Raw genomic sequence first — 25115 nt, forward strand, 5'->3', positions numbered from 1 at the left:
ATTCAGATACGGTGCCCGCGCAGGGTCGGGCGCTGCAGGGCGCCGGCGTTGGTGTTCACGCCGCGGTCGAACACCAGCACGCCCTGCTCCAGGCGGCAGTCGACGTGGTCGGTGAAGGCGGTCTCGACAAAACGCCAGCGCATGCGCAGGCCGCCTGCGGCATCCCAGCGTCCCTGGGCCACCACCGGGGTCTGCTCAGGCTGGTACTGATGGTGCAGGTAGTTGCCGGTGATGCCGGTCAGCGATTCGATCGGTTGGCGCAAGCCGACTCGAACGTGATGGGTACCGCGGTGATCGACCAGGGTGAAGTCGCAGCCCTCGGCATCGAAGGCCAGGGCAATTTCACGTACCTGGTCCTCGTTCGGTTCAATCCGGTAACGCCCTGCCAGCTCGGCGCCAGCGGCAGACTCGCTGGCGCCCTCGAGTTCGGGCAACCGCAGGCCATCGATCAGCGCATCGAGCTTGGCCTGCGCGGCATCCGGCGCTTGTGCGGTGCGCCCAAGGCCTGGGAACAGGTGCGCCCACAGCGCCGCGTGCAGGCGCTTCTCGCCCAGTCGCAGGCCGCTGGTGAAGACGATCACGGTGTTTTGCGCCGGCAACACGATGCACTGCTGGCCGAACACGCCAGAGGCGTAGTAACCGCCGTTGCGCATCATCCACCACTGGTAACCGTAGCCTTCGCGGCGGTTGCTCGCGGCGTTGCCAGCGTCACGCGGCAGGTATTGCTTGCCGTCGAACTCGCCCATCCACACGTCATCGACCTGGTTGCGGGTGGCGGCATCGACCCACTCGCTGGACAACAACTGCTGCCCTTGCCACTGCCCACGCTGCAGGTGCAGCACGCCGAACTTCAGCGAGTCCTCGCTGGTGCAACTCAAGCCGTTGCCGCCACTGTTGTAGCCCCCTGGCGCCAAATCCCAGTGCAGCGCGTCCATGCCCATAGGGCGCAGCACCCGCTCGTCGAGCACCTGGTGCAGGGTTTTGCCGGTGACCTGAGTGACGATGGCAGAGAGCATGAAACTGCTGGCACTGCTGTAGATGAACGCCTTGCCTGGAGCCTCATCGACGGGTTCGTTGAGAAACGCCTCCACCCAGCTGCTGGTGACATTGCGCCAATCGCCGCCGGAGATACCACGGCGATGCCCCGTGCGCATGGTCAGCAGGTCTTCGACAGTCATCGCCGCCAGGTTGTCGCTGACCTGCGGCGGGCACAACTGCGCAAAGAACTCCACCACCTTGTCATCCAGTGCCAGACGCCCGTCGTCGATCAGCAAACCGATTGCGGTGGCCGTCCAGCTCTTGGTCGCCGAGTGCTGCACATGCGGACGCCGCGCGGCATAGGGCCGCCAGAACGCCTCGCTGACCACGGCGCCGTCGCGGTACAGCATGAAGCTGTGCAGCTCGAGGCCATCGGCCTGTACGGCCTCGATGAAATCGACGATGGCCTGCGGATCGACACCCTTGTCCTGGGGCAAGGCGCGGGGAAGTGGGATGTAACTCATCACGGGTGTTCCTTAAAATAACGCTGGCGACCATCTATGTTTTTATATGCAAAATAAAACAAAGATGAGTAAATAGGTTTTTGCAACGCTGTACCTCGCGCTGCCTGTGTTCCATGCGCCCCGGGCCTTAGGCCGGGGGCATGCCAGGCAGGCTTCTCTCCCCTGTCACAGGAACGACATCGTCCATGGTTCAACTCACTTCGCTGCAGACCAAGGTTGCTGGCCAGATCCTTTCGGCCATCCAGAGCGGCGAGCTGGCGCCCGGCAACCATCTGAAGGAAGTGGAGCTGGCCGAACGCTTTGGTGTCTCGCGCTCGCCGGTGCGCGGTGCGCTGGCATACCTGGCCGACCAGCGACTGATCGAACCGATGGCCAACCACGGCTTTCGTGTGCCGCTGGAGCCGACAGTGGTGGGAATGAACGCTGGCGAGCTGCAAAACGAAGAGGACGCGCTGTATGCGCGCCTGATTGACGACCGCCTCAGCCAGTCGCTGCCGGACCAGATTTCCGAAAGCGACCTGCTGCGCCGCTACAACGTAGGCAAAAGCGTGTTGCGCCGCTGCCTGTTGCGGCTGTCCGACGAAGGCGTGATGCAGCGCAAACACGGCCATGGCTGGCAGTTCGCGCCGACCTTGAGCGACAGGCAAACGCGCTTCGAGAGCTACCGCTTTCGCATGCTGCTCGAGCCCGCCGGCTTGCTGGAGCCAACCTTTCGCCTCAATCAGGAGCAGTTGCAACGCTGCCGCAAGCAGCAGCTGGACCTGCTCGACGGCATCGCCGACAGCAAGAACTTCTTCGAAAGCAACGCCCAGTTCCACGAGTTGCTGGCTGCAGCGTCGGGCAATGCCTACATCCTTCAGGCGGTGCAGCAACAGAACCGCCTGCGCCGCCTGACCGAGTTCCATTCGGTGAACAACGTCGAGCGGGTCAAGGTCTCGTGCCGGGAGCATCTGGCAATTCTCGATGCGCTGGAGCAAGGCGATAACGAATGGGCCTCCACCCTGCTCCACCGCCACCTGGAGGTCGCGAGCAAAATGGGCGTGGCGCGGAGCAAGGCGTAGGTCCATTACCAGAGCGCCACGGTGTAACCGATGATCACTCGGTTTTCGTTCATGTCGCGCAGGTAGTTGGCCTTGGTCAGGGCATTGCGCCAACGCAGCGACACGCCCTTCAGCGGCCCGCCCTGAATCACGTAGCCCAGGTCAATATCGCGCTCCCACTCCCGGGCTTGGCCATCGAAGCCCTTGACCACGGCCTGGTCGCCCTTGGCCCAGCGCGTCGAGAAGCTCAGACCCGGAACGCCCAGCGCCGCGAAGTTGTAATCGTAACGCGCATGCCAGGTACGCTCTTTGGTCTGGGAGAAATTGCTCAACTGGTACTCGGAAAAGAGGAAGGTGTTGGTGCCGTCCACGTAGGTGAACGGGGTACTGCCGAACTGCTCCTGATAGCCACCGCCGAAAGTGTGGCCGCCATAGCTGTAAGCCAAGCGGGTACTCAGTGCGCGGTTGTCGACCTTGCCCGCCAGCCCGGCGCCGGATTTGTCGGCGTCGAAGTAGCGGACGTCGGTCTTCAGCGCGCCGCCGCCCAGCGCAAAGCTGTGCTTCAGGCCAACGTAGTGCTGTTGGTAGATGTCTTCCAGTTGGGCGTAGTGGTAGGTCAGCAGCAGACTCGGCGTCAGCTTGTAGTCCCCCCCGGCGAAGCGGAAACGATCACTCTTCGCAGTGCTGCGATAAGCACCGCTCTGGCTGGTCAGGCCCATTTCCTCATAGTCGGTCGACTCGCGCTGGCGCACCCGGTCGATCTGCCCACCGATCAGCGCCAGGCCCGGGATGTCCCCGGAGCTGACCTGCGTGCCACGGAAGGTCTGCGGGAAAATCCGGCTGGTGTTCGGCTGCAGTGTCGGCAGGTCCGGCAGCAGGTGACCGCTGCGCAGTTCGCTCTTGGCAACGCGCACCTTGCCGGTGACACCGAGCTTGGAGTATTCGTCCTGGGCTCGCTTGGCATAGCTCGGTTTGCCCGGTTCAGCCTCGTTGTCCCGTGCCAGCAGGCCGGAGCCCGAGCGGTCTGGGCTGGAGTCGAGCTTGAGGCCGAGCATGCCAACGGCATCGACGCCAAAGCCGACCACGCCCTCGGTAAAACCCGATTGCAAGTTCAGGGTGAAGCCCTGGGCCCACTCCTCGCGCTTGGATTGCCCGGCGTCTTCCCGGTAGTCACGGTTGAAGTAGTAGTTCTTCAGTTCCAGCGAGCCCTTGCTGTCCTTGATGAATTCGGCGTGGGCTTGAGCGCTGATCAGGCCTACACCGGTCAACAGTACGTTCAGGTGGATGCGTCTCATGTTTCTGGCTCCCGGCAGTCATTGTGAGAGTGTTGTTATTGTTTTTTTGGACATGACTCCCCCCTCACGCCGGTTTTGCAGCCGGCGTGTGGGCGTCAGTCAGGGGTCAGCTCAACCGGTGCGACGTATTCGGTAACTACCGTCGTCAAGTTGTTCCAGCGGGCTGGCGGCCGCCAGCAGTCGCCTTGTGTACGGGTGTTGCGGGTGGTCGAAGACCTGCTCGCGGTCGCCCACCTCCACGACCTCCCCCTGGTGCATCACCGCGACCCGGTGGGCGATGCGCTCTACCGCCGCCAGGTCGTGGGAGATGAACAGGCAGGCAAAGCCGTATTGGGCCTGGAGACGCTCGAACAGCTCGAGAATCTGCTTCTGGATGGTCATGTCCAAGGCCGAGATCGGTTCGTCGGCGATGACCAACTGCGGGTGCCGGACCAGCGCCCGACCAATCGCCACGCGCTGGCGCTGACCACCGGACAGCTGATGCGGGAAGCGCTCGGCGAATGCCTCCGGCAGGCCGATGTCACGCATGGTCTGCAAAACCCGTTCACGCCGCTCGCTGGCATTCAGGCCCGGTTCGTGGCGTAGCGGCTCGATCAGGATTTCGCCGATACGCATGCGCGGGTTGAGTGAGGAGAACGGGTCCTGAAAGATCATCTGGCACTGCAGCCGGTGAGTCCGGTTGGCGGCCTTGAGGATATCCACGCCCCTGAAGCGGATGGACCCCGCGCACGGTTTGACCAGCCCGACCAGCGAGCGCCCGAGGGTGGTCTTGCCCGAGCCGCTGCCGCCGACCAGGGCCAAGGTCTCGCCGGGTGCGATGCTCAAGCTGGCGGCGTGCACCACGCGCTTGTACTGACGCTTGCCCCAGAAATTGGCGGGGCCCGGGTGCTCGATGCACACCTGATCGACCTGCACCAAGGGCCCGTCGCTGGCAGGCAGCGGTGGCAACTCGCCGCGACGCGGCAAAGCCTCCAGCAACTGACGGGTGTATTCGGCCTTGGGCGCCAGAAGGATGTCGGCAATCGCGCCCTGCTCCACCGCTTTGCCGTGACGCATCACCACGACCTTGTGGGCATAGCGCGCCACCAGCGACAGGTCGTGGCTGATGAACAGCACGGCGGTGCCCTGCTCGCGGGTAAGTTCGAGCATCAGCTCGATCACATCCAGTTGCGCCAGGCAGTCCAGCGCCGTGGTCGGTTCGTCGGCGATCAACAGCTTGGGCCGCAGCAGCATCACCGAGGCCAGCATGATGCGTTGGCGCATGCCACCGGAGAACTGGTGGGGGAAGGCCTTCAGGCAACGCTCGGCATCGCGGATGCCTATGCGCTGGAGCATCTGCACGCAGCGCTCATGGATCTGTTGCGGGCCCAGACGGGTGTGAAGCTGCAACGCCTCGGCCATCTGCCGGCCGATGGTCAGGGCCGGGTTGAGCGAGACCATGGGCTCCTGGAACACCATGCCGATCTGCGCGCCACGGATGGCGCGCAGGGCCTGGCTGTCGAGGCGCGTGAGGTCACTGCCGCGAAAGTCCAGGCTGCCGCCGCACACCTGCATCGGCAGGGGCAGCAGGCCGATGACAGCACGCGCAGCCATGGTTTTACCGCTGCCCGACTCGCCCACCAGGGCGACGATCTCGCCAGGTGCCATGTCGAAGCTCAGGCCATCGACCGCCAGCACGCCGTGCTCGCCCACGCGAACCTGCAGGTCACGGACCCGCAGCAGGGGGGTTGACTGGGACATGATCACTTCCTCATCCGGGGGTCGAGACGATCGCGCAGGGCATCGCCGAACAGGTTGATGGCCAGCAGCGCCAGGCAAATGAACACGCCAGGGAAAATGCCGAGCCAACTTGCCGAGGCAATGTACGGGCGGCTGCTGGCGAGCATGTTGCCCCAGGTGGCCGCCGGCGGCGGGACGCCCAGGCCAAGGAAGCTCAGGGCGCTCTCCGACAGCAATGCCCAACCGAACATGCTGGTGGCCAGCACACACAGGGGAGCCAGGCAGTTGGGCGCGATATGGCGCAGCATGGTGTACAGCTCGGAATTGCCGATGACCCGCGACGCCTCGATGAACTCCAGCTCGCGCAACGACATCACGCTGCCCCGCACCACACGGACCACCGAAGGGGTGTAGGCGATGCCCAGGGCCAGGACGATGCCGTACTGGCTGGCACCGATGACCGCCATGATGCCTAGGGCCATGAGAATGCCCGGGAACGCCAGCAGTGCGTCGTTGAACATCATCAGCACGCGGTCGGTCCAGCCACGCAGGTAGCCCGCCAGCATGCCGATCAAGGTTCCGGCAAGAACCGCGAAACTGACCGACAGCAGGCTGATCCACAGGCTGGTACGCGCGCCAATCAACAACCGGCTGAACACGTCACGGCCAAACTCGTCGGTGCCCAGCCAATGCGCGGCGCAAGGCGCCTGGAAACGCGCCAGCAGGTCAATGCGCAGCGGGTCGTACGGGGTCCAGAACACGCCCAGCAGGGCCAACAGCACCAGCACCAGCAGCAGCCCAGCACCCATCAGCGCGTTGGCCGGCGGCCAGGCCCGCGGTGCCTTGCGCACAGGCACGTCCAGCGTCGCCAAGGGCACACAGGAGGGTTTCGAACTCATAACTTCACCCTTGGATCGAACAGTGGGTAGAGCAGATCGACGAACAAGTTGACCAGCACATAGACGAAGGTGATCAGCAGCAGGCAGCCCTGCAGCACGGGGTAGTCGCGGGCGAAGATCGCATCGACCATCAGCCGCCCGATGCCCGGCAGGGTGAACACGGTTTCGAGCACGGCGATGCCGCCGAGCAGGTTGCCGAGGATCAGCCCGACCAGCGTCCAGGTCGGCGCAAAGGCATTGCGCAAGGCGTGGCGCCACAGCACGGCACGCTCCGACAGGCCCTTGGCGCGGGCGTGGGCGATGTACTCCAGGCGCAACACCTCAATGGTGCTGGCCCGGGCCATGCGGGCGATGGCACCGACTTCGACCAGGGTCAGGGTGACGATCGGCAGCACCAGGTAGCTGAGCGCCTGCCACGGCGCTTCGCCGAAGCTGACATAGCCCACCACCGGCAGCCAGCCGAGCTTGATGCCGAAGGCATAGAGCAGCAGCAGGCCAAGCCAGAAGCTGGGGATCGACAGCAACAGCGTGGCGCTCATCACCAGCCCCAGGTCCAGCGCGCTGTTCTGCTTCCAGGCCGCCAGCACGCCCAATGGCACGGCGATCAGGGTCGCCAGCAACACGGCAATCAGGACAATGCTGGCACTGACCGCGAAGCGCTCGAAAATCAGCGGCAACACCGCCTCACGGGTGCTGATGGACCAGCCCAGGTCACCGCTGAGCACCGCCTTGAACCAGATCAGGAACTGGGTCACCACTGAGTGATCCAGGCCCAGGGTCTGGCGCATGTCGGCCAGGCTTTGCGGGTCGGCCATGTCACCGAGCATCAACAGTGCCGGGTCGCCGGGTATCAAGCGGATCAGGGCGAACACCATCACCGAGATCAGCAGCAAGGTCGGCACGGCCATGCCCAGCTTTTGCAGGATAAAGCGCAACATCGTTCAGGCCCCTACCCTACTTCGCCGCGAGGCTGACGCCCCACAACCGTGGTTTGGCCACCGGCCAGGAGTGATAGCCCTGCACGCTGTCGCGCAGCGCACCGGTCACCGTGCCGTTGTAGATGATCACCATCGGCGTGTCGTGGATCATCATCCCGTGCAACTGATCGAACAGCGCCTGGCGCTTGGCCGTGTCGCTTTCACGCGTCGCCTGGCGCAGCAGTGCCTGAGCTTGCGGGTTGTCCCAGACCTTGCGCGGCTCCTTGCTCTTGTCGCCCATCAGCGAGTCGAAGCCCAGGGCGGGATCCAGCCGCGAGGAGTAGGAGAACGACATCATCTGGTAGTTGCCACTCTGGTAGCGCTCCAGCTGGGTGCCCCACTCGAGGGTTTCCATCTGGATGTTCAACCCGCTGGCCTGCGCCATCGCCTGGGCCAACACGCCCATGTCGAACATCTGCTGGTAGCGCTTGTTGACCAGCATCTTGATCGGCTGGCCCTTGTAGCCGGCGTCCTTGAGCAGGCGCTGGGCCTGCGCAGGGTCGTAGTTGTAACCCTGCTTGGCCACCTCGTCGTGGAACGCACTGGTGCTCGGGATCGCCGAGTTGTTGGGCTGCGAGAGGCCGTTGGACAGGGCATTGACGATCTGTGCGTAGTCCAGGGAGTGGGCGATGGCCTGGCGAATGCGCAGGTCCTTGAGCAACGGGTCGTTGGTCTGGAACAGCAGGCCGCAGATGGCCATGATCGGGCTTGCCGACACCTGTATGCCCGGCAGCGCCTTGAGCTCCTGGGCATCGCTGGCGGTGACGTCCGGCAGCAGGTCGACATTGCGCGACAGCAGCGCAGCCTTGGCCGACGAGGGGTCGGGGATGATCATGAAGCGCACGCTATCGACCAGCGCCTGCTTGTTGCCGGTGAAGCCATCGGGGCCGGCTTCATTGCGCGCGCTGTAGTGCTCGAAGCGCTCAAGCAGCACGTATTGGCCGGGCTTCCATTCACTGAACGTGAACGGCCCGGTGCCCACGGGTGCCTTCCAGCGGCCATCGGCGGCCAGCGAATCCGGGTGGAAGATGCCCGCGCCACCGCAGTCAGGGCGCGCCATCGAGGCGAGGAACAACCCATTGGGCTGGTCGAGGGTGAACACCACGGTTTGCGCATCAGGCGTCGCGATATCGACGATCTTCGCGCCGCCCCGGCCATCGAACTCAGGTAGGCAGCGCCACTGGGTCTTCGGGTCGAGGTAGCGTTGCCAGGTCCATTTCACATCGGCCGAACTCAGCGTTGCGCCGTTATGGAAATGCACCCCGTCACGCAAGGTGAAGGTGTACGTGAGCCCGTCGTCGGAGACCTGCACCGCTTGCGCCAGCAACGGCCCGACCGAGGCATCCTCACGGTGGGCTACCAGCCCTTCGACCACATGGAGGATGACGGTGTCGGTGTTTTCGTCGCGGTTGACGCCCGGCTCGGTGCTGCGGATGTCGGCACCCAGGCCGACACGCAGCGTGGTTTCAGCCAGCGCGTGAGGTGCCAGGGTGGTCAGGGTCGCGAGGCCCAGCGCCTGCAAGGTACGACCCATTGCGGGATTACGGAAGCGATGCACGGGAGAGGTTCTCCTTCGCTGAAGGACCGGCGAGGCAGGCCCGGTCTCAAGGTTCTGATCGTATCGTTCTTGTTATGGCCTGACGGGGATCAGCGCCGGAAGCGATCTTGTTTTTTTTGGCTTGCAGGGACATATTCACAGCGTTCGATTGGAATGTAAATGTTTTTTTATTGATAAAAATACACACCATGCTAATCAAGCGGGCTCGCCGTGGCAGGCGTTGGAATACACGGGTTGGGCTCAGGGGAAATATCGGTGCGGGAATGGGAACTGCGTCGAACGGTGCGTGGGATGCGTAAATAGCCGCGCAGGCGCATATGCCTGGGGTACCCGGAGGCAACCCAGGTGGCAGGGAACTCCAAGGTAGGCCATTTCACGGCCTTTTTAGTGCGCCACCATGGCTAGAGGCGAAGCGGTCGCTTCCGGTGAAACAGCGACCTCTCAGTCCAGGCTCAGCCAGGGCTTGAGCTCTGCCCGGTTGGCCAGTACCAGTTGCTGGGCCTCGGGCCTTGCGTCATGAACACTCGGGTTTACATGGAAGCGCCGCACCACATACTTGGCCAGCGCCAACGAGCTAGGCACCACCAAGCGCCCCTCGACCATGCCGTAGTCCACTTCGATGATGGCCTGCTGCGCGTCGGTCAGCCGCTCATCCGGCTTGAAGATGACTTCGATCGGCGTGTTCCACTCCACATCGCCGTCTATGCCGTTCTCGGTTTCATCATCACGCAACTCGGGCACACCACGGAAACGGCTGAGGACAAAGTCGCGATACTTGCCGTTCTTCTCGCAATACGCCCGCACATGCCAGCGCATGCCGGTGTAGACCAGGGTATGTGGCGCGATGGTGCGGCCTTCCAGTGCCGGACTGTTGAAGGACACGTAGTCGATGTCCAGACGCCGCTTCTCCCTGCAGGCCTTGAGCAGCGGCCGCAGCACTTCAGGCTTGACCGAACGGTCCGGGACCCTGAGCACTTCAGTGTGGCCATAGGCCAATGCCAGGCCCTCGATATGTGGCGCACGCTCGTTGTTCTGGTTGAGCAGGTCCAGGTAGGCACTGGCGCTGTCATCGATGAACAGCGGCTTGAACTGCCGGGTGGGCACGTAGCCTTTTATCTGCTTGTCATAGACCAGGTTCTTCGACGCGTAATCGGTGATGTAGGTGTTGATGTCTTTGGATGCCTGCTGGCGGCTGATACCAAAACTCTGCATCAAGTGGTTGGTCGTCAGTCGCCCCTCCCACCAGACCACCGTTTCAATCAGGCGGTAACGCAAGGCCAGGTCCCAGCGCGTCTGTTCCATTCGTTGTGTGCGTTTCATCCAGGATCCTGCAAGGACTGCCAAGCTGTTTGGCGTGTCGTTCAATCTTACGTGTCAGGCAACAGGCGGAGCAAGGAATGGCGCATATGTAAACTAAACAGACATATGTACCGCCGCATTGACGTACATGAGCGCCAGCACCTTGAACGTGTACACGCCACGGCATTCGGCGGCTGCACCACCTATCGCACTATCAGAATGCCTCGCCCGCCACCGGTAAGATCCGCACCGAACCTGTACCATTCATTTACCTGTACAAGTCACCATTATCGACATGTAATTTCAATAGACATATCTTCCTGCTTACCGGCACAAAGCCACTATTCAAGGAAGCCTTACGATGGAAGCTCTCGAAATCACTCTGCTGGGCGTAACCGGCACCATGCTGCTGGTGCAGGGCCTGCAGCATGCACGCATGGGCGATATCTGGAACTTGCTGAAACGTGATCGCGACCTGGAGCGCACCGCGCGCATCCATGAGCAGGAGAACACCGAGCTGCGCTCCGCGCTTCGCGCCGAACGTGAACATGTGAGTCAGCTGCAGCGCCAGGTGCACCTGCTGATGGGGCTTATTCCTGAAGCCTGAGGTGGGGCCGGGCCAGTCGTCTTGCACGGCAACGCCACCTGTGTGGCAGCAGCCCTAAAATCCTACTGGCTCGCTGCGTCGACAGCAGCGTCAGCACATCCTTGATGTTAGGCATACGGATCATGCCCACTCAAGCGCGATGAATGGATCAGTACGCCTTTACTGCTACAAGCCACGCTTAACCCATCATGAATGCGTCAAGTTCCTCATGAGTGGTAATCACAACGTCAGGTGCTACCCCAAGCGTCAACGCGAGCACCACGCTGCTTTGGAGAAGCTGAGTATTGTGCTTGATGTCGAACGCAACAGTCATCAGATCGCCCAGCTCGTCGAACGCTCGAAGAATGTCAGCTAGTAGCGCTTGGCACTGCTGATCGACCACTGACAAGTATTCGGCCAAGCGGGCGTCCATCGCAGCTTGAATCTGAGCTGACTGTCCCTTGAGAAACTCAGCGAACATCTTGCCCGCAACGGAGCCGACAATCGCCCCAATTACAGGGATTGGAATAAGTGTTTGCCCGGCTGCCGTGGCAATACCAACAATGGCAGACTCGGCACAGACCACAGTACCCAAGCTCATAAGCTCATCCAAATCGATACGCTCTGCATGGTAATCAGCGAGAAGCGTACTGACGCCTTTCGCCGCACTGACTACAGCGCCCGCAAAGGGCGCGGCCATCCCAGCAAAGTTAGTCATCAGGTAGATCGAGCCACCCGCAATGGCACCACCTACGGCAGCCTTGCTCGTATCGATACCAACCTCTGCCCAATCCTCAACAGTAAAATCACCTTTAAAAGCGTTCTTGCCATCCTTGTACTTTCCATACAGGGCCGTAGTAAGCCCGATCGCACCACCAACGGCACCAGCGATTGCAGCAGCCTGGGCCACTTCAGCCAGTGACGGTCCATTCTCGATACGAATATCCCCCTTGCGCTGCTCATTGCGCGTAGCAAGCCGGTCTTGCTCCTGGTTGAGGGTGTCGAGAACCTTACCCTGCTGTGGATCGGCATAGTTCTGCAGGCTGGGCTTCACAACATCCTGGAATGGTCTGTCAGACGCCTCTTCAATCTCCTTTACCTTAGCCAGAATGGCTCTGACGGATTTGTCATTCAACGGCCCCGCCTCTCCATTCATCACCTGGACAATGGTTTCGTACTGGTCTTTCGGAATCTGATAGAACGACCCATCCCTGCCAAAACTCTGGTACTTAGCCATGTGCTCCAGCACATGGCTAAGCCCATTATTGGCACCGTTGATAAACTTCGATTGAACCGCGATGCCATTGAGCAGGAAGTCTTCCGGCGCGGTACGTCCCACGCCTTCGAACGTTGCAACAATACCTTGCTGCTCAATCAAGGATCGGGCGTTGCGGACACCGACCTCAACCTGCTCAGCGATTTCACCATGCTTGGTAAGCGGATTTCCCAGGATCTTAGAGGGGTCGCCCAGGAACTCGCGCACCTTATCAATCTGTTCGACCGCCCGTTGGAAAGCGCCATCCTGGGCATCTTGGAGCTTGTTAATGACATGCTCACGGACGGCGTTGATACCCTCAACTACCTGCCCACTAACTTGATCGCGAACCGTGCCCATCTGATCGCGCCCCATTATTGGGGTGCCTTGTTAAGCAGCGGCCCTAAGGCATTCATGTGGTTGATCAATGCACCGAGCATATCCTTTTGCCCGGTATCGAACTGCTGATAGTTACGCGGTGCGGTACGCACCAGCACACCGAGCAATTCGCTAACGCCGTTGGCGTGTTGCACGGTGCTACCGATCATGCGTGTCACCCACTCCTTGGCGACGTTCAACTTACGGATCGAGACTTCGATCTGTGCACGATGCCCATCGGCCTCCTCGGCAATCTGCTTGTTCTTGCTACGTGCATACAACCCACCACCCACGAGAGCAGTAGCGCCGATACCCCAGCCAATAGGGCCCGCCAAGGCCAACAGTGCCGACCCGGCCGACATGCCGCCACCGCCTGCGGCAATGGCACCGCCGCCCAGCCAAGCGAGTGCGGCATTGGTGGCGGCCGCACCCGACAAGCCAGAGATCGCTGCACCTGTGGAAGCGGTACCGAAAGTCGTGGCAACCGCCATAGCAGCGGTAGGGGCAAACGCCGCAGTACCGACACCTGCGGCCACACCTGCAGCGGCCGAGGAGCCCGCAGTAAATTCAACCTTGTCTGCTTCGATCTTTAGTTTGTCGACCAAGGTACAGAATGATCGACCTTCGGCTTTGAAGGCCTGGTAGGACTTCTCAAACTCCTTGGGTTTGTTCGCTAAGGTTTCGATGTAACCTTCAACCTTTCTCATCAGGTCGGTGCTGACCTGATGGCGTACGCCGTGCAGCTCAGTACACCCCTTTTCGACCTCCGCAGCCAGCAGTACCTGGCGCTTGCGCGACTTTTCTAGTTGCTCGAGCGCGTTTTTCTTCAGGTCACCATTGAACATAAAGCGAATTCCATCTCAGCTATGGCAAAGCGCCACATCATAATGAAATCGACCATGATGGCAATTGGCCTTTAATCAAATCGCTTTTTGCGCTACAAAGTGCCCCTTTTCGCCGTCACAGGGATAGATAGCAATGAGCTTCACCATGCCCCCAAAGCAGGTAACAGTGGTTTATGCCGACGATTATGTCAGCGCCGCCAACATCATCGAAGCAGGGATTCAGGCGTATACCGGCTATCAGAGCCGATTGTGGAACGTGAAGGACTACGAAGCCGCCAAGTGCACGCTCGACAGCGATCAGCTAGTCCTGTTCTTAGGTGATTTTGAAGAGAACGCAGCAGCGAAGGCTTATGCGAAGGTGTTCGAACGCACAGAAAAAGCTAACGGTTGTGTCTACTCCATCGCGGGCTCCAAAGCGTTGATCCACGCTACAGGCGAGGCCGCACAGGATCCGTTGCCTGTGAATAGTGCTACTCATTTCTATAGCGACAGCGATGGTGTTACGCACGCCAAAGCCAGCGTCGAAGCATCCCAGGTAGCTGACTCATCGATATGGCGCAGTGCCGCCCAACTAGGTCTGGCTGGAGTCGGCGGATGGTTGATTGAAAAGCTGACTGCTCAACAATCGGTATCACGCCAGGAGCAAGTAGAAGTTGGCTGCAAGGCGTTCATGACAAAGCGGTTTGCCGATTGGGTAAAGTACGACTGCGCTTGAGCCTTAATGCTGCTTCAGCACGGGACCGATGCATTCACGCATCGCTGGGCACCAGCGCTCCTCGGCTTCTTCGCTCAGGGCGATAAGAGTCTTGATGCCACGTCGCACGGCCAAGGTACAAGGCCCTTCTCTCGAAGCGCCATGCACAAAGTCTGGAGCACTGCATGAAGGTTCTTCGAAATTTCGGCGGAGGGTGCCAATTTCTGAGGCTCGGCAAGCATGCGAAGCGGTTAACGCACTGTTGTTGAGCCTTGACTTCAGCCATACAATCGCCCGTTTGCCCCCGACAGGAAGTCCTCATGCAACGCATCGTCATCCTAGGCAACGGCGGCAGCGGCAAGTCAACCCTCGCCCGCGCCCTTGGCGAACGCCTGAACCTGCCCGTGGTTCACCTGGACAAACTCTTCTGGGAGCCCGGCTGGGCCGAGCCGGATGCCGAACAATTCCGCGACCGTGTGCGCAATGCAGTCGAGGGCGATACGTGGGTCTGCGAGGGCAACTATGCACGCCGCACGTTCGAACTGCGCTTGCCGCGCGCTGACCTGGTCATCTGGCTCGACACGCCACGGCTCACCTGTTTCATGCGGGTACTGCTGCGCCTCCTTCGAAACCAGCCGCGGCCTGATCGTGCGGCGGGTTGCGAAGAAAGGTTCGACCTGGAGTTTCTGAAGTTCGTGTGGACGTTCGACCAGGGTTACCGGCAAGACATCGAAGCAGTCCGCCTAAAGGTCGGGCCGCAGGTGCCTACGCTTCACTTGCGTGGCAAGCGAGAAGTCAGGGCGTTTCTGGAAGGACTGCCCGCCACCCAGGGCGGTCCTGCGACGATGATCAACGGAGTTTAAAGCGCGTTACAAGTCTACCCGTTGAATAGAATTATCTGCCGTTGCGCGAGGGGCCCGAGCTGATTGGCCTGGACGCAGCTACCGAAATGGCATGGCAAGACTCAGCAAACTTCGAATTTGTCGCCCTCACTGTCTTTGAGGAACACTGTGCCATGCATGAAAGACTCTCGCTCCTGAGCAGTGGTCAGCGCGAATTTAGCAAAGTGGGTATGAGCCACCCTTCTCAACTCTTCATGCCACAGCTCACGCGTTTCAAGGTCAGGAATGTTGCGTCCATCAAGTACATCTGGCGCATAGCGCTTGGCAAGATCAACCGGTACGGCATAGGACGTTCCAATACGCGAACGTAGATTGACGGTCGAAAGCTCCACGATGAGACCCGTTGGGCCCTTCGACAATAGTTGTTTGAGAACCTTCAGCTTGTTTTTCGCCGAGAAGCTCGTCGTCTTGAGCAGGCTGTTGTAATAGGGTTTGAAGTAATTGATGAGTCCCGCTTCGGCAAGGGAGACAACCTCATGCCGCTTGAGCCGTACGTTTTGGAGGCGTTTGAAGTGTGCCGAATCCGCTTCATCGTCTGCGTGAAAGCTGACGTTGAAATCTCCACCATTGCTTACGATGGTACGTCCATGTTCAAAGCGGTACAGCAGTAGCAATACCTCCCGCTCGTAAAAGTTAGTCAGTGTGTCGGCAAGAATTCTCTGCAATGTGGAGTGGCACTGAAGCCTGTCCAGCGCAGTACGCGCACGGGTGCGACCAATACCCTGCCCAACATAGAGCACTTCCATGGCCGTATCTGCGTCGGTCAGCGCATGCGTTGATGATGCGATGACCACGCTAACCGCCACCATTTGCTGGCCATGCGGCGTGATAGCAACCATGGCCACGCCATTAGCGGCAATGGCAACGTCCACAATGGGCACGTTGGCGGGTATGCAGCTCTGCGGTATGTCGTATTCAAACGGCACCGTTACAGGGCCATGAGCACGGTGAACCAGGAAATTGCCTGCTACCCTCCGCCCGTTTAACGTAAATCGCTCCGGCTGCAGAAGGATGCGTGGCCGCCGGACGATGAGGTAGATGTTGCAGTTCTCCAGCGCAGCTAAGTGCGCTGGCTCGTGTTTCACGGTGTAGAGGTCTGCCGGCGTGAGCATGGCAGGGTCACTCGAATACAGATGAGTTGCCCCTTCCATGGAATACAAGCGTTGCACGTGGTTGATACCGTTCATGGCGTCCTTTCCCCAACTCATTTTGGCCTTGCTGTAACGTCGCGATCAGATAGCACTGCGGGTACACTGCCAGTGCTCGGAAGCCCGCAGTCCGTGCCCCTTGGGTCGACAGTGCATCCTAGCAAGACGGGCGTGAGTGCTGTTTCGCGATTTGTTCACGGATGTCACAAGGGATGCTCTTACGGAGACGCACCGCATGCTCACCACCCTCGCCATCGGCAACTACCGCTCGATCAACCATCTTGTGTTGCCACTAGGCCAACTCAACTTGGTGACCGGTGCCAACGGCAGCGGCAAATCCAATTTGTACAAAGCCCTGCGCCTGCTCGCCGAAACCGCTCAGGGCGGCGTGATTGAGGCGCTTGCCCGCGAAGGCGGCCTGGACTCGACCTGGTGGGCCGGACCAGAAACCAGTGCGCGGATGAGGCGCGGCGAGGTGCCCATCCAAGGCCAGCACCCGAGCGACGCCAAACGCCTACGGCTCGGTTTCGCCACCGAGGATTTCGGCTTTGCCATTTCCCTCGGCTTACCGATTCCCCTGCCCTATCCCTCCGCATTCATGCTCGACCCTGAGATCAAGTGCGAAGCCATCTGGGGCGCTGGCGCCTATCGCCCCGCTTCCCTGCTGGTAGAGCGCAAGAACGCCATGGTGCGGGCCCGCGAGGGCAACGGCTGGACAGTGCTCGATCAGCATGCTGACAGCGGCGAGAGCTTCTTCAACATCGTCGGGCGGCCCCGCCAGGCGCCGGAAATTGGTGAGCTGCGCGCCTTCATCAACAGCTGGCGGTTCTATGACCACTTTCGCATCGACCGCGACGCGCCTTGCCGACAGCCACAGCTGGGCACACGGTCGCCGGTGCTGCATCACGATGGGCGCAACCTCGCTTCGGCGCTGCAGACCATAATCGAGATTGGCGATGTCGAAGACCTGGTCGCGGCGCTGGATGACGCATTTCCCGGGAGCCGCCTGGAGATAGATGCTCCTGCGGGAGGGCTGTTCAGCGTGCGGTTACACCAGCATGGGCTGCTACGGCCGCTAGGGGGAGCTGAATTGTCGGACGGCACCTTGAGATACCTGTTGCTGATGGCCGCGCTGCTGACACCGCGCCCGCCGTCGCTGATGGTGCTGAACGAACCGGAAACCAGCTTGCATGCCGATTTGCTCCCTGCGCTGGCACGCTTGATCATCCGCGCCTCGCAACGTAGCCAGGTGTGGGTAGTGTCGCACAGCAAGCCGCTGATCGACGCGCTGACCGCGTGCGACGGGTGCAATGTGCTGGAGCTTGAGAAGCACCACGGGCGGACGCAGTTGCTAGGGGCCGGGATGCTTGACGAGCCGCTTTGGCGGTGGGTTGACTGACTCCAAATACCAAGGCTGGTACAGTAACCCGCGAATGGAGGCACGCGGTGCCCGGCACCGGCTTTGCCGGTGTCACAGCGGCCCCATTGGCGATGGCTGACCAACAGCAGGCCTGGGGCCTACGCCAGGCCTCCCTTGAAAGTGCGCTCAAGGCCGCATGAGCGGCTCGATCCCGATCCACTTTTTCACGGGGTGATAGCAAAGCTTCAGCGGCGGAATCTGCACCTTGCGGCCCTGAACATCCAGCGCGCCGAGATGAATCGTCCACTTGGAGTCCGCATCGAACTTGTCCGTCTGGAAGATCACATAGGCCGAACCGTAGCGCTTGTTGTTGGTGATCTTGGGGATCATCCGGTGCACTTCGTCGCTGTTGATGTCATACGGCGATGGCCGAGCGGTTTTCTCACTCACCCACGGAAAGTCGTAGATATCGTTGATGCCCAGGTACACCTCCGGCCGTGCATTCAAACGTGAACCGTCTTCAAAGGTGATGTAAGCCTGGCGGCTGTCGTAGAGGACCGGGATCGGCGGCTCCCCCCGTTTGGAATCGGTCGACGGGCGCTGTCGGTCTTTGTTGTAGGCGATCAGCTGCACAAAGAATTCCGGCCGCTTGTACTCCTCGCCCGGGTACTGCACGTAAAGGCCTTGCTCGTAGCGCTTCTCGCCCCATTGCGCGGCGTGGTCGTAGAGGTAGGTTTCCAGGTAGAGCGTAGTTTCACCCTGCGGGCCTGGCACCTTGAACTGGAACTCGGAGTCGCAAAGGTCCGCGTAGGCGGCGCGTTCCCGTTTCCAGGGGACACAGGCGGTTAACGAGGTGACTGCCAGCAGTAACAGGAGGGAGGTTGTGCGTTTCAGGTTATTCATGACCTGCCTTGGTCTAGGTACGAGCTGATCAGTTTCGGGCGCTAAGTGGCGGAAGTCCATGGTGCCCCTTTGCCATTATCGCGATACGGGCAGCTGACCACACCCAGGCCAGGATGTGGCCACAAAGCCGGAAATGGATTTGCTAAGATCGCGTCATTTCCGCTGGATGAGCGCATGTTCATTCACGCCTTTTGCAGCTTGCTGGAAGACCCGATGAACAAATTGATTCTGCCTGTCGCCATTTTCGTTAGCGTCATCATTACTGGAAAGATAGCCGAGCATTACGGCCTGGAAGGCAGCTGGAAAATCGGCCTGCTGTGCCTCGTGGCAGCTGCCGTCCAGATCACTGTCACCCGCTTTCAGCGCTCCCGGCAGCAGAAAGCGCAGCTGTAAAGCGTTGCTGCAGCTGCTTGCACTTTCAATTTGCTCAGGTCTGCCAAGGCAGGCTCCAGCGATGCCTGGCAGGAGGCCATAGATGTTCAACCATCCAACCCACCCTGAAACCCTGGCGTGGTTCACCCGGTTCAATGTGGCAGAGGAGCCTTACAGCGTCTGCTCCATCGATGTGACTACCGAGCCGACGGAAACCTGGTTCTTCCAGCGAAACCGCTTGCGCCCTGAAAGCTTGAAACTCGAATTGAGCCTTCCACTGAATGGCAAATGGCGGGTAGAACTGTCGCGCCATGACAACCTGTTCAACGTACAATGGCGCCCAGATGATCAGCTGTGCGTAGAGTCTCAGCAATTGCGGTATAGCAAGCTGATAAAGTGGCCACGCCTGTACTCCCTGATGGACTTCCCAAGCCTTGTTGGCCAACTAGAGGCATGCCTGGAAGTGCGCTTCGTACGCCATGCGGATTTCGGCGCACGCTTGCTGCAGCCTGAAACGCTGGCACGCAATGCCCTGATTCGTGAGTGGCTAGCGCCCGCGTGCGACACCTTTGGGTGGGCGAGGAAAATACAGGCGGATTAACTGGACTACACAGACCGGTGCAGATTGATGGTCACGGTATGAGGACTTTTCTTTCACTCAATTTTCACGTCGCCTTGCGGAGAATCGAATTATCCCTACGTGATAGTCCCTTGCCCGCCTCGGCGGGCTTTCTTTTGCTCGCACTACTCCTCGTGTGCGTTTTTCGTTGCACATAGAAATAGTCGGCCTAATCTCGATCCGTCGCTGCCAATAACAACGCCCCGGCGGGTGCCGAGGCGGTAATGATTTTTTAACGAGACTCAGCAGATCAAAGCCTTGATTGCTCGCATTTAACCCTAAGCCGCTCCATCGCATCCGGAGCTATCGGCGCGGTCATCATGGACCGGTAGTTGATGCACTCAGAGGTTTCTGCCTGAGCCTTCGGAGGCTCGCTCGTAGAACAGCCAGCGAGTATTACCAAGATTGCGATTACCGCGACGGTCTTCATTATGATCCCTCCTTAGAGGGGGTACTGTATCGGCAAAAATCCGCTGGATGCAAAAACCGGCTTCGCGGGACTTTTGAAAACCCCCGGTACAGCGGCCAGGCACAATCATACGAGGGGGTTTTAGATCTTGAAGAGGAGGCAGGCGTAAAAACCTGAGAAGTCACGCAAAAGTCACACACATGAAAAAGGCCATCCCTTTCGGAAATGGCCTAAGTCATTGAAATATATGGTCGGGACGGAGTGATTCGAACACTCGACCCCTTGCACCCCATGCGTGCAGGATACACCTAAAGCCTTACGGATCAAGGCCTTGAGCGGGCGCTCGCTGCAAACGGTGCCGCACTGTGCCATACCCTATTTCACCATTCCCCGAAAATCTCCCCACGGGCTCCGGCCCGCATCCGGCGTTCTGCCGATCACATTCCCCATCCCATCCGCTACACCTCGTCGCCTGGCCATGGCCGATTGCGTCGAATCGAAATACTGTATGCCCATACAGCTACTGCGAGTCATCCAGATGGACATCGACACAACCGGGTTCGAGCTCGGCATGCCAACCCGCGAGGAAATGCTCGAGCATCAATCCCACATGCTTTGCAACGAAAACGACCAGCTCAGGCGGGAGCTGGTCAGGGCCAAGCGCAACATCGAGAAGCTCGTAGAGATCAACCAGAGCCTGCAGGATCAGATAGCTGTCGAGTTCCGCCGTGCGAACGGGGCCTACGTCGAGTACGTGCACCTGATGAATATCGCGCGCGCCCATTACGGCATCGATCTGACCAGGGACGGCTACGACCTTGATCCTCGAGAGCACCTCAAGCACATGGAGGCGAAAATCAGGGAAAGCTGAGGCTATGCTTATCAGTTCGGATAGGAGGACGGCGCATGTGCGGAAGGCTGAGCCAATACCGTGGGATACACGATTTCGTCGAGACGCTCAGCCTGCCAGAGGCTTGGACAAACAACGTCGGCGACCAGCCTTTGGGCCGATACAACGTCGCGCCGACGACGCCTGTTGCTGTGCTGAGGATAGGGGGCGCAGGCCCGCGTATGGACCTGGTGAGGTGGGGATGGCGGCCGCACTGGGCAACCGACCGTGCAGCACCCATCAACGCAAGGGTCGAAAAGGTGGCGCACGGGCCGTTCTTCCGGGCTATCTGGCCGCACCGCGCCATAACGCCCATCGACGGTTGGTATGAGTGGGTCGACGAGGGCGGGCCGAAGAAACAGCCCTACTACATCCGGCGCCGAGACGGCCACCCTGCCCTGTGCGCCAGTATCGGCCAGTTCGCCGGCAATGAGCACGACGGGTTCGTGATCATCACCGCCGACGCACAGGGTGGCATGGTCGATGTGCACGACCGTAGACCGGTGGTTTTCGCGCCGTCCTTGGCTCGAGAGTGGATGGCGGCCGGGACCCCGAAGGAACAGGCCGAGCAAATGGCGCTCAACCTGGGCGAATCAGCGGAAGCCTTTGAGTGGTACCGGGTGAGCACCGCGGTGGGCAACGTGCGCAACCAGGGCGCCGGGCTGATTGAGCCGCTTCAGTGAAGAGGTGGTAAAACTTTTCCACGGGCCTTGGCTATCACCCTGAACTGATAGTCGGAGACGGCCTGGAACAACGACTCAGCTTGCAGGCGCAGGCGCTCCACCTCCGCCGGCGGAGTGCCGTTGTCTTGGGCCTGGTGATACGCACGCAAAGCGTCCATCGCCTGCTGTATCAACGGTTCTCCTGCTTCTACCATGCCAATAAAGGTGCGCTTATCCACTGCCCTGCTCCACTCAGTTGATCAGGGCATTATAGGACGCCTCGCAGGTCTGGCCGGCTATTCGGGCACGGTCATAAGCTTTCGCCAGCTCTCCCGCTCGAGCATCAGCCCGTGTGAGCAGGTCGGAGAGCACCATGGCGGCGCGGGTGGCTGCCTGGCCTCGGGCGACAGCGGCGGTATCCGTGCCGGGGCAACTGACGGTGGCGGCGAGCTTGGCGCCTTCGTCGCGCAGCCGCTGGCCAACAGCATCGGCGCCAGCAGCGCCAACATCAGCAATCGTTCGTTCTTCCTGGGCATGAGCTCTCGCCTCCTCCTGCGCCTGGGCGCGTCGTTGTTCTTCCTGGCGGGCCGTGCGCTCGCCGATCACCTCGGCCAAGCGATCGCCACTGTCCCGCTGGGCTGATGCAGCGGCGGCCTCGGCCCGCTCTACCGCCCGGCCGTGCTGGTACGTCAGCCAGTAGCTGCCCAGCAGCACCAGCAGCGCAATTGATCTGATTGCCCAGGACTTCATGCCGGCACCCCACCTAACTTCGCCCACTGCGCCAGCAACTTGTCCAGGCGGTGCGGGTTTTGCTGGTAGTTGTTCCCGGGAAAGCTGGCCCAGATGTTCGAGCACTTGGCGATCGCCTGCTCGACGCGGCCTGCCTTAATGTCATCCAGCGCCCGGCGTTCTCGGATCTGCTGTAGGGCGATGCGGTCCTGGTTCTCCGGGGTGAACCCGCCCGCCAGGCGCAGGCTTGACCGGTACGCATCCCAGTAACGCTCAAGCAGCTGGTACCGGCCAGCAGCGGTGCTGGTGACCGGCCTGCCGTTGATGGGGAAGGTCAGCTTGCGCCGCGGGTGATCGGCATAGCCCTGGAACAGGCCGCCGCCGTACAGCACGTTGTAGCCATCGTCGCTGGTTTTCACGGTAGAGGTGCCTTCCGAGAAGGCGATCAGGTCCAGGAAGCGGAGCACGTTCGCGCCACCGGCCTGGGCCTCAGTAAGTCGGGCCATAGGTTTTCTCCAGGCAAAAAGAAGCCCGCACGAAGCGGGCTGTGGTGTCCAGTGGGCTCGGTCAGGCTTCCGGTGCCTCGGTGGGTGGCTCTGGCTCGGCCGGGTCCTTGGCGGTGACGGTCACCTTGGCGCTGTAGTCCTTCAGCACCTTGGCGGTAAAGACTTGGGCTGCCGGAAACTGGCTCAGGATCTCCCGCGCACGAGCATCAGCTTCTTCCTGTGTGGCATAGCGGTAGTTATTAGCGGAATCGAAGTTGTTGCTCAGATTGATAGCGACGTAAGGCATGGATGTTTCCTCTTCGTTGATGGTTATCTAAATGGAAATGGGTAATCGGATGCTCGAATCACAAGCGCTTGTGGTTGGCGATCTGTTGGAATATCGAACCATGATGTGTTTGAGTTACCGAAGGTGGTGGCTGTTGTTGCTACTGCCGGACTAAAAAAGAAGCGAACTCCATTTTGAGACCCGCCACACCCCTCGCTCGCACCAACTCGATACAATCCATCGCCAACATCTGATCCTTGATTCAGGCCGCAACCCCTAGAGAATGTAAGGCTAGCAGCTAGTTCGCCGCTAACACTCCCGACAAAGACGGCCCCTTTTGGTTGTCTGAAATCAGAGCCTGACCACTCTCTACCGGATGTTTCATTTGCACCACCCACATACGGGGTTGCTCGAGAGTCAGCGCCGGGGACTTGAGTTGGATTGATTGGTGGCGGATTCACGGTTGCCACTATGTTCAGTGGCGGCATGCCTGTTGTGAAGCTCACTCTCCCGGATGCGTCGTAACATTCCATGCCGCTCCTCTCACCCACATCGCGCATCAGATCGAATACAAATGCCTTGGTGCCAGGTGTGCAACCTTGAAAGTACAGGGTTCGTACATTCCCACTTATGCTTTCACCGCAAGGCTTCCCGTCACCCACCAAGAAAACGATCGGGGAAATCGCGCCGGTTACCGTGATCCCGCATATGGGGTCAAGCAAATTCAGATAAGACCAGCTGCTTTCCTCATTGGGTGGGAGGTTTGCGGAGCGGATATAGTACCGGCCCCATCTATCAACCAAATTTAGGTAACCACTCTTCAGTAGGCCGTAACAGATACGATCGATGTCAAAAAGGAGGGAGCCGTCCTCCTTGAAGGCTTGGAATCCAACTGGCATATGTCATCCTAATAGTATCCATAATAGATACGGCAATTGGCAGAAAACTGGCCAAACCAAGTTGAGTGCTGGTATTGCCATGACAGCGTATTTCCAGAAACTGTTACACCCGGTTTCTTTCCTTTCCACTGCTGCGTGTCGACCAACGTGACCACAATGTAAAAGCGCTGTTTGCCGGCAGGGAGAGCAGGCATAGCAACAGCTCCATTTGCGGCATTGGTTACGACTTCTCCTTGGTGCTGACTGATAGACATCGTCATATTGACGAGCAGTCTACCGTCAGCACCATATACCTCCAGACCGTTAGCCATACATGCCTACCACTCACCCATCCGAATACGACGCACTCCGTTAATCACCATATCGATACCGTTGCGATTAAAGACCGTATAGGCATTTGCTGCTTGGTTCAGCATTATGATCGTCCCCGAAGCGAAATCCACCCGCATGATTGGCGTTCCATCATTAGCCAGTGCGGATGAGTTGATCGAGTTGCCAACGATTGCCTTCTGCACTGCCAAGTTGGAGATCAACGCATCGTTGATAAAGACCTGTCCGTTTTGAACAGCGAACGGCACGATCAGGCCCTCACCCACCGGGTTCATAATCGCGAACCGGTTAGCCAGCACAACAAAGCTCGACTGGAATGTGCCTCCCTGGTTCTCAAGCCCCAGGCCAAACCCCGCCGCGTAGTAGGTGCCGCCGGACGTGAGGCCCAGCTTCACAGACCAGGTGGCGTTTACTTTCCCGTTGAGCGCAGTCTGTGCCGCGCTTATCTGCTGCACGGTGGCATTCGTGGCGCCCAGATTGCTCTGGACTGTATCGACACGTCTGCCAAGCGCGGTATCGCCGTCACTGCGCGCAGTGGCTTCGTTTTGAATCGCCGCGCTGGCATCTCCAACTGAGGCGTAAAGCCCATCTATGCGCTTCGACTCCGCAGTGAGCGTTGCGCCCTGCTGCGTTACAACACTGTCGAGGCTGGACAGCGCTTGCGCCGAGGCTGCCGCCGATCGCCTTCCCACTGCGATGTAGGCGATGTCGATTTCTCCGGTCGTGTCGGCCGAGTTCATCATATCCAGGCGGATGACATACATGTTCTTGCCGTTCCATCCGGCATGGCCGGACAGATCGATTTCAATGTCCTGCCAATCCGTGGTCGTCGTGCTGATGGTCCAGACCATGCGCCGGGCTTCGGATAGGCCTCCATCTTCGTTTGCCCAGTACATCTGCGCCCCGGACCGCGTGGTGTTGCGCCGACGCAGCCTGATGCGGAGGTAGGGGTTCTGCGCGCCAGAAACGGTGGGTGTGAAGTTGCACTGCAGGTTGGGGTTTTTGGTCACCGTGGCGAAGAGCGGCCCAGCAGTGATGGTGCCGCCCGTTGCGGTTGCCACCCAGCCTCTGGTGG

General features: G+C 60.0%; 26 protein-coding genes. 9 read left to right on the top strand and 17 right to left on the bottom strand.

Annotated features, from left to right (window positions below; all coding sequences use genetic code 11):
- Positions 1-2 precede the first annotated feature (2 nt).
- Positions 3-1502 (bottom strand): serine hydrolase domain-containing protein, encoded by a 1500-nt coding sequence (locus L6D80_RS14965; protein ID WP_176512717.1) that lies wholly within the window; start codon positions 1500-1502, stop codon positions 3-5.
- A gap of 185 nt (positions 1503-1687) precedes the next feature.
- Between L6D80_RS14965 and L6D80_RS14970 the strand changes: the two genes are divergently transcribed.
- Positions 1688-2563, top strand: coding sequence for a GntR family transcriptional regulator (locus L6D80_RS14970; protein ID WP_176512718.1), 876 nt, complete (start codon positions 1688-1690; stop codon positions 2561-2563).
- Positions 2564-2568: 5 nt separating this feature from the next.
- Here L6D80_RS14970 and L6D80_RS14975 read toward each other — a convergent pair whose 3' ends face one another.
- The 6 genes from L6D80_RS14975 to L6D80_RS15000 all read right to left on the bottom strand — a co-directional run bounded on the left by L6D80_RS14975 (position 2569) and on the right by L6D80_RS15000 (position 10310).
- Positions 2569-3837, bottom strand: coding sequence for an OprD family porin (locus L6D80_RS14975; RefSeq protein ID WP_176512719.1), 1269 nt, complete (start codon positions 3835-3837; stop codon positions 2569-2571).
- 111 nt (positions 3838-3948) lie between these two features.
- Positions 3949-5577 carry an ABC transporter ATP-binding protein gene (locus L6D80_RS14980; protein ID WP_176512720.1) on the bottom strand — a complete coding sequence of 543 codons (1629 nt, stop codon included), beginning with the start codon at positions 5575-5577 and terminating at the stop codon, positions 3949-3951.
- 2 nt (positions 5578-5579) lie between these two features.
- The gene (locus L6D80_RS14985) at positions 5580-6455 is read right to left on the bottom strand and encodes an ABC transporter permease (RefSeq protein ID WP_176512721.1); all 876 of its coding nucleotides are present in this window, start codon (positions 6453-6455) and stop codon (positions 5580-5582) included.
- On the bottom strand, positions 6452-7393 hold the full coding sequence (locus tag L6D80_RS14990) for an ABC transporter permease (protein WP_176512722.1): 942 nt from the start codon (positions 7391-7393) through the stop codon (positions 6452-6454). The genes L6D80_RS14985 and L6D80_RS14990 overlap by 4 nt, the downstream gene beginning before the upstream one ends.
- A 16-nt stretch (positions 7394-7409) precedes the next feature.
- Positions 7410-8966, bottom strand: coding sequence for an ABC transporter substrate-binding protein (locus L6D80_RS14995; RefSeq protein WP_176512739.1), 1557 nt, complete (start codon positions 8964-8966; stop codon positions 7410-7412).
- Between the two features lie 465 nt (positions 8967-9431).
- Positions 9432-10310, bottom strand: a complete 879-nt coding sequence (locus L6D80_RS15000; RefSeq protein WP_054901737.1) for a helix-turn-helix transcriptional regulator — start codon at positions 10308-10310, stop codon at positions 9432-9434.
- Positions 10311-10650: 340 nt separating this feature from the next.
- Between L6D80_RS15000 and L6D80_RS15005 the strand changes: the two genes are divergently transcribed.
- Complete coding sequence (locus L6D80_RS15005; RefSeq protein ID WP_054901736.1) at positions 10651-10896, top strand: hypothetical protein; 246 nt, start codon at positions 10651-10653, stop codon at positions 10894-10896.
- Positions 10897-11074: 178 nt separating this feature from the next.
- Here the strand turns inward: L6D80_RS15005 and L6D80_RS15015 are convergent, their stop codons facing one another.
- Positions 11075-12505 (bottom strand): hypothetical protein, encoded by a 1431-nt coding sequence (locus tag L6D80_RS15015; RefSeq protein ID WP_176512723.1) that lies wholly within the window; start codon positions 12503-12505, stop codon positions 11075-11077.
- Entirely contained in the window at positions 12505-13353 is an 849-nt protein-coding gene (locus L6D80_RS15020) for a hypothetical protein (protein ID WP_176512724.1), read from the bottom strand. The genes L6D80_RS15015 and L6D80_RS15020 overlap by 1 nt, the downstream gene beginning before the upstream one ends.
- Before the next feature lie 133 nt (positions 13354-13486).
- On the opposite strand from L6D80_RS15020, the gene L6D80_RS15025 reads away from it, so the two are divergent.
- Together L6D80_RS15025 and L6D80_RS15030 are read left to right on the top strand one after the other, a co-directional pair.
- Positions 13487-14068, top strand: coding sequence for a hypothetical protein (locus L6D80_RS15025; protein WP_176512725.1), 582 nt, complete (start codon positions 13487-13489; stop codon positions 14066-14068).
- Between the two features lie 299 nt (positions 14069-14367).
- Positions 14368-14910, top strand: coding sequence for a P-loop NTPase family protein (locus L6D80_RS15030; RefSeq protein ID WP_176512726.1), 543 nt, complete (start codon positions 14368-14370; stop codon positions 14908-14910).
- 101 nt (positions 14911-15011) lie between these two features.
- On the opposite strand, the gene L6D80_RS15035 is transcribed toward L6D80_RS15030, so the two are convergent.
- Complete coding sequence (locus L6D80_RS15035; protein WP_176512727.1) at positions 15012-16136, bottom strand: hypothetical protein; 1125 nt, start codon at positions 16134-16136, stop codon at positions 15012-15014.
- Between the two features lie 196 nt (positions 16137-16332).
- Here L6D80_RS15035 and L6D80_RS15040 point away from each other — a divergent pair, with 196 nt between their 5' ends.
- A complete protein-coding gene (locus L6D80_RS15040) occupies positions 16333-17496 on the top strand; it encodes an AAA family ATPase (protein ID WP_176512728.1) in 1164 nt (387 codons plus the stop codon).
- A 147-nt stretch (positions 17497-17643) separates the two neighbouring features.
- On the opposite strand, the gene L6D80_RS15045 is transcribed toward L6D80_RS15040, so the two are convergent.
- Positions 17644-18360, bottom strand: coding sequence for a hypothetical protein (locus L6D80_RS15045; RefSeq protein WP_054903656.1), 717 nt, complete (start codon positions 18358-18360; stop codon positions 17644-17646).
- Positions 18361-18534: 174 nt separating this feature from the next.
- Here L6D80_RS15045 and L6D80_RS15050 point away from each other — a divergent pair, with 174 nt between their 5' ends.
- From L6D80_RS15050 to L6D80_RS15065, 4 genes are all read left to right on the top strand, one after another.
- Positions 18535-18753 carry a hypothetical protein gene (locus L6D80_RS15050; RefSeq protein ID WP_054903657.1) on the top strand — a complete coding sequence of 73 codons (219 nt, stop codon included), beginning with the start codon at positions 18535-18537 and terminating at the stop codon, positions 18751-18753.
- An 82-nt stretch (positions 18754-18835) separates the two neighbouring features.
- On the top strand, positions 18836-19333 hold the full coding sequence (locus tag L6D80_RS15055; protein ID WP_176512729.1) for a hypothetical protein: 498 nt from the start codon (positions 18836-18838) through the stop codon (positions 19331-19333).
- A 965-nt stretch (positions 19334-20298) separates the two neighbouring features.
- On the top strand, positions 20299-20631 hold the full coding sequence (locus L6D80_RS15060) for a hypothetical protein (protein WP_176512730.1): 333 nt from the start codon (positions 20299-20301) through the stop codon (positions 20629-20631).
- A 35-nt stretch (positions 20632-20666) separates the two neighbouring features.
- Positions 20667-21332: an SOS response-associated peptidase gene (locus L6D80_RS15065; RefSeq protein WP_176512731.1), complete on the top strand. Its 666-nt coding sequence runs from the start codon at positions 20667-20669 to the stop codon at positions 21330-21332.
- Here L6D80_RS15065 and L6D80_RS15070 read toward each other — a convergent pair.
- The 6 genes from L6D80_RS15070 to L6D80_RS15095 form a co-directional block, all read right to left on the bottom strand.
- Positions 21326-21550 carry a hypothetical protein gene (locus L6D80_RS15070; protein ID WP_176512732.1) on the bottom strand — a complete coding sequence of 75 codons (225 nt, stop codon included), beginning with the start codon at positions 21548-21550 and terminating at the stop codon, positions 21326-21328. The two genes, L6D80_RS15065 and L6D80_RS15070, sit on opposite strands and share 7 nt — an antisense overlap.
- 13 nt (positions 21551-21563) lie before the next feature.
- Positions 21564-22061: a DUF2514 domain-containing protein gene (locus L6D80_RS15075; RefSeq protein WP_176512733.1), complete on the bottom strand. Its 498-nt coding sequence runs from the start codon at positions 22059-22061 to the stop codon at positions 21564-21566.
- Positions 22058-22546, bottom strand: coding sequence for a glycoside hydrolase family 24 protein (locus tag L6D80_RS15080; protein ID WP_176512734.1), 489 nt, complete (start codon positions 22544-22546; stop codon positions 22058-22060). The genes L6D80_RS15075 and L6D80_RS15080 overlap by 4 nt, the downstream gene beginning before the upstream one ends.
- A gap of 61 nt (positions 22547-22607) precedes the next feature.
- Positions 22608-22832 (bottom strand): hypothetical protein, encoded by a 225-nt coding sequence (locus tag L6D80_RS15085; protein WP_176512735.1) that lies wholly within the window; start codon positions 22830-22832, stop codon positions 22608-22610.
- Positions 22833-23718: 886 nt separating this feature from the next.
- Positions 23719-24021 carry a hypothetical protein gene (locus L6D80_RS15090; RefSeq protein ID WP_176517029.1) on the bottom strand — a complete coding sequence of 101 codons (303 nt, stop codon included), beginning with the start codon at positions 24019-24021 and terminating at the stop codon, positions 23719-23721.
- Positions 24022-24027: 6 nt separating this feature from the next.
- Positions 24028-25115: DUF1983 domain-containing protein (locus tag L6D80_RS15095; RefSeq protein ID WP_236183055.1), on the bottom strand; the 1088-nt coding region annotated here is incomplete at its 5' end.

It is taken from the genome of Pseudomonas ceruminis (assembly GCF_021602025.1).
Classification (GTDB): domain Bacteria; phylum Pseudomonadota; class Gammaproteobacteria; order Pseudomonadales; family Pseudomonadaceae; genus Aquipseudomonas; species Aquipseudomonas ceruminis.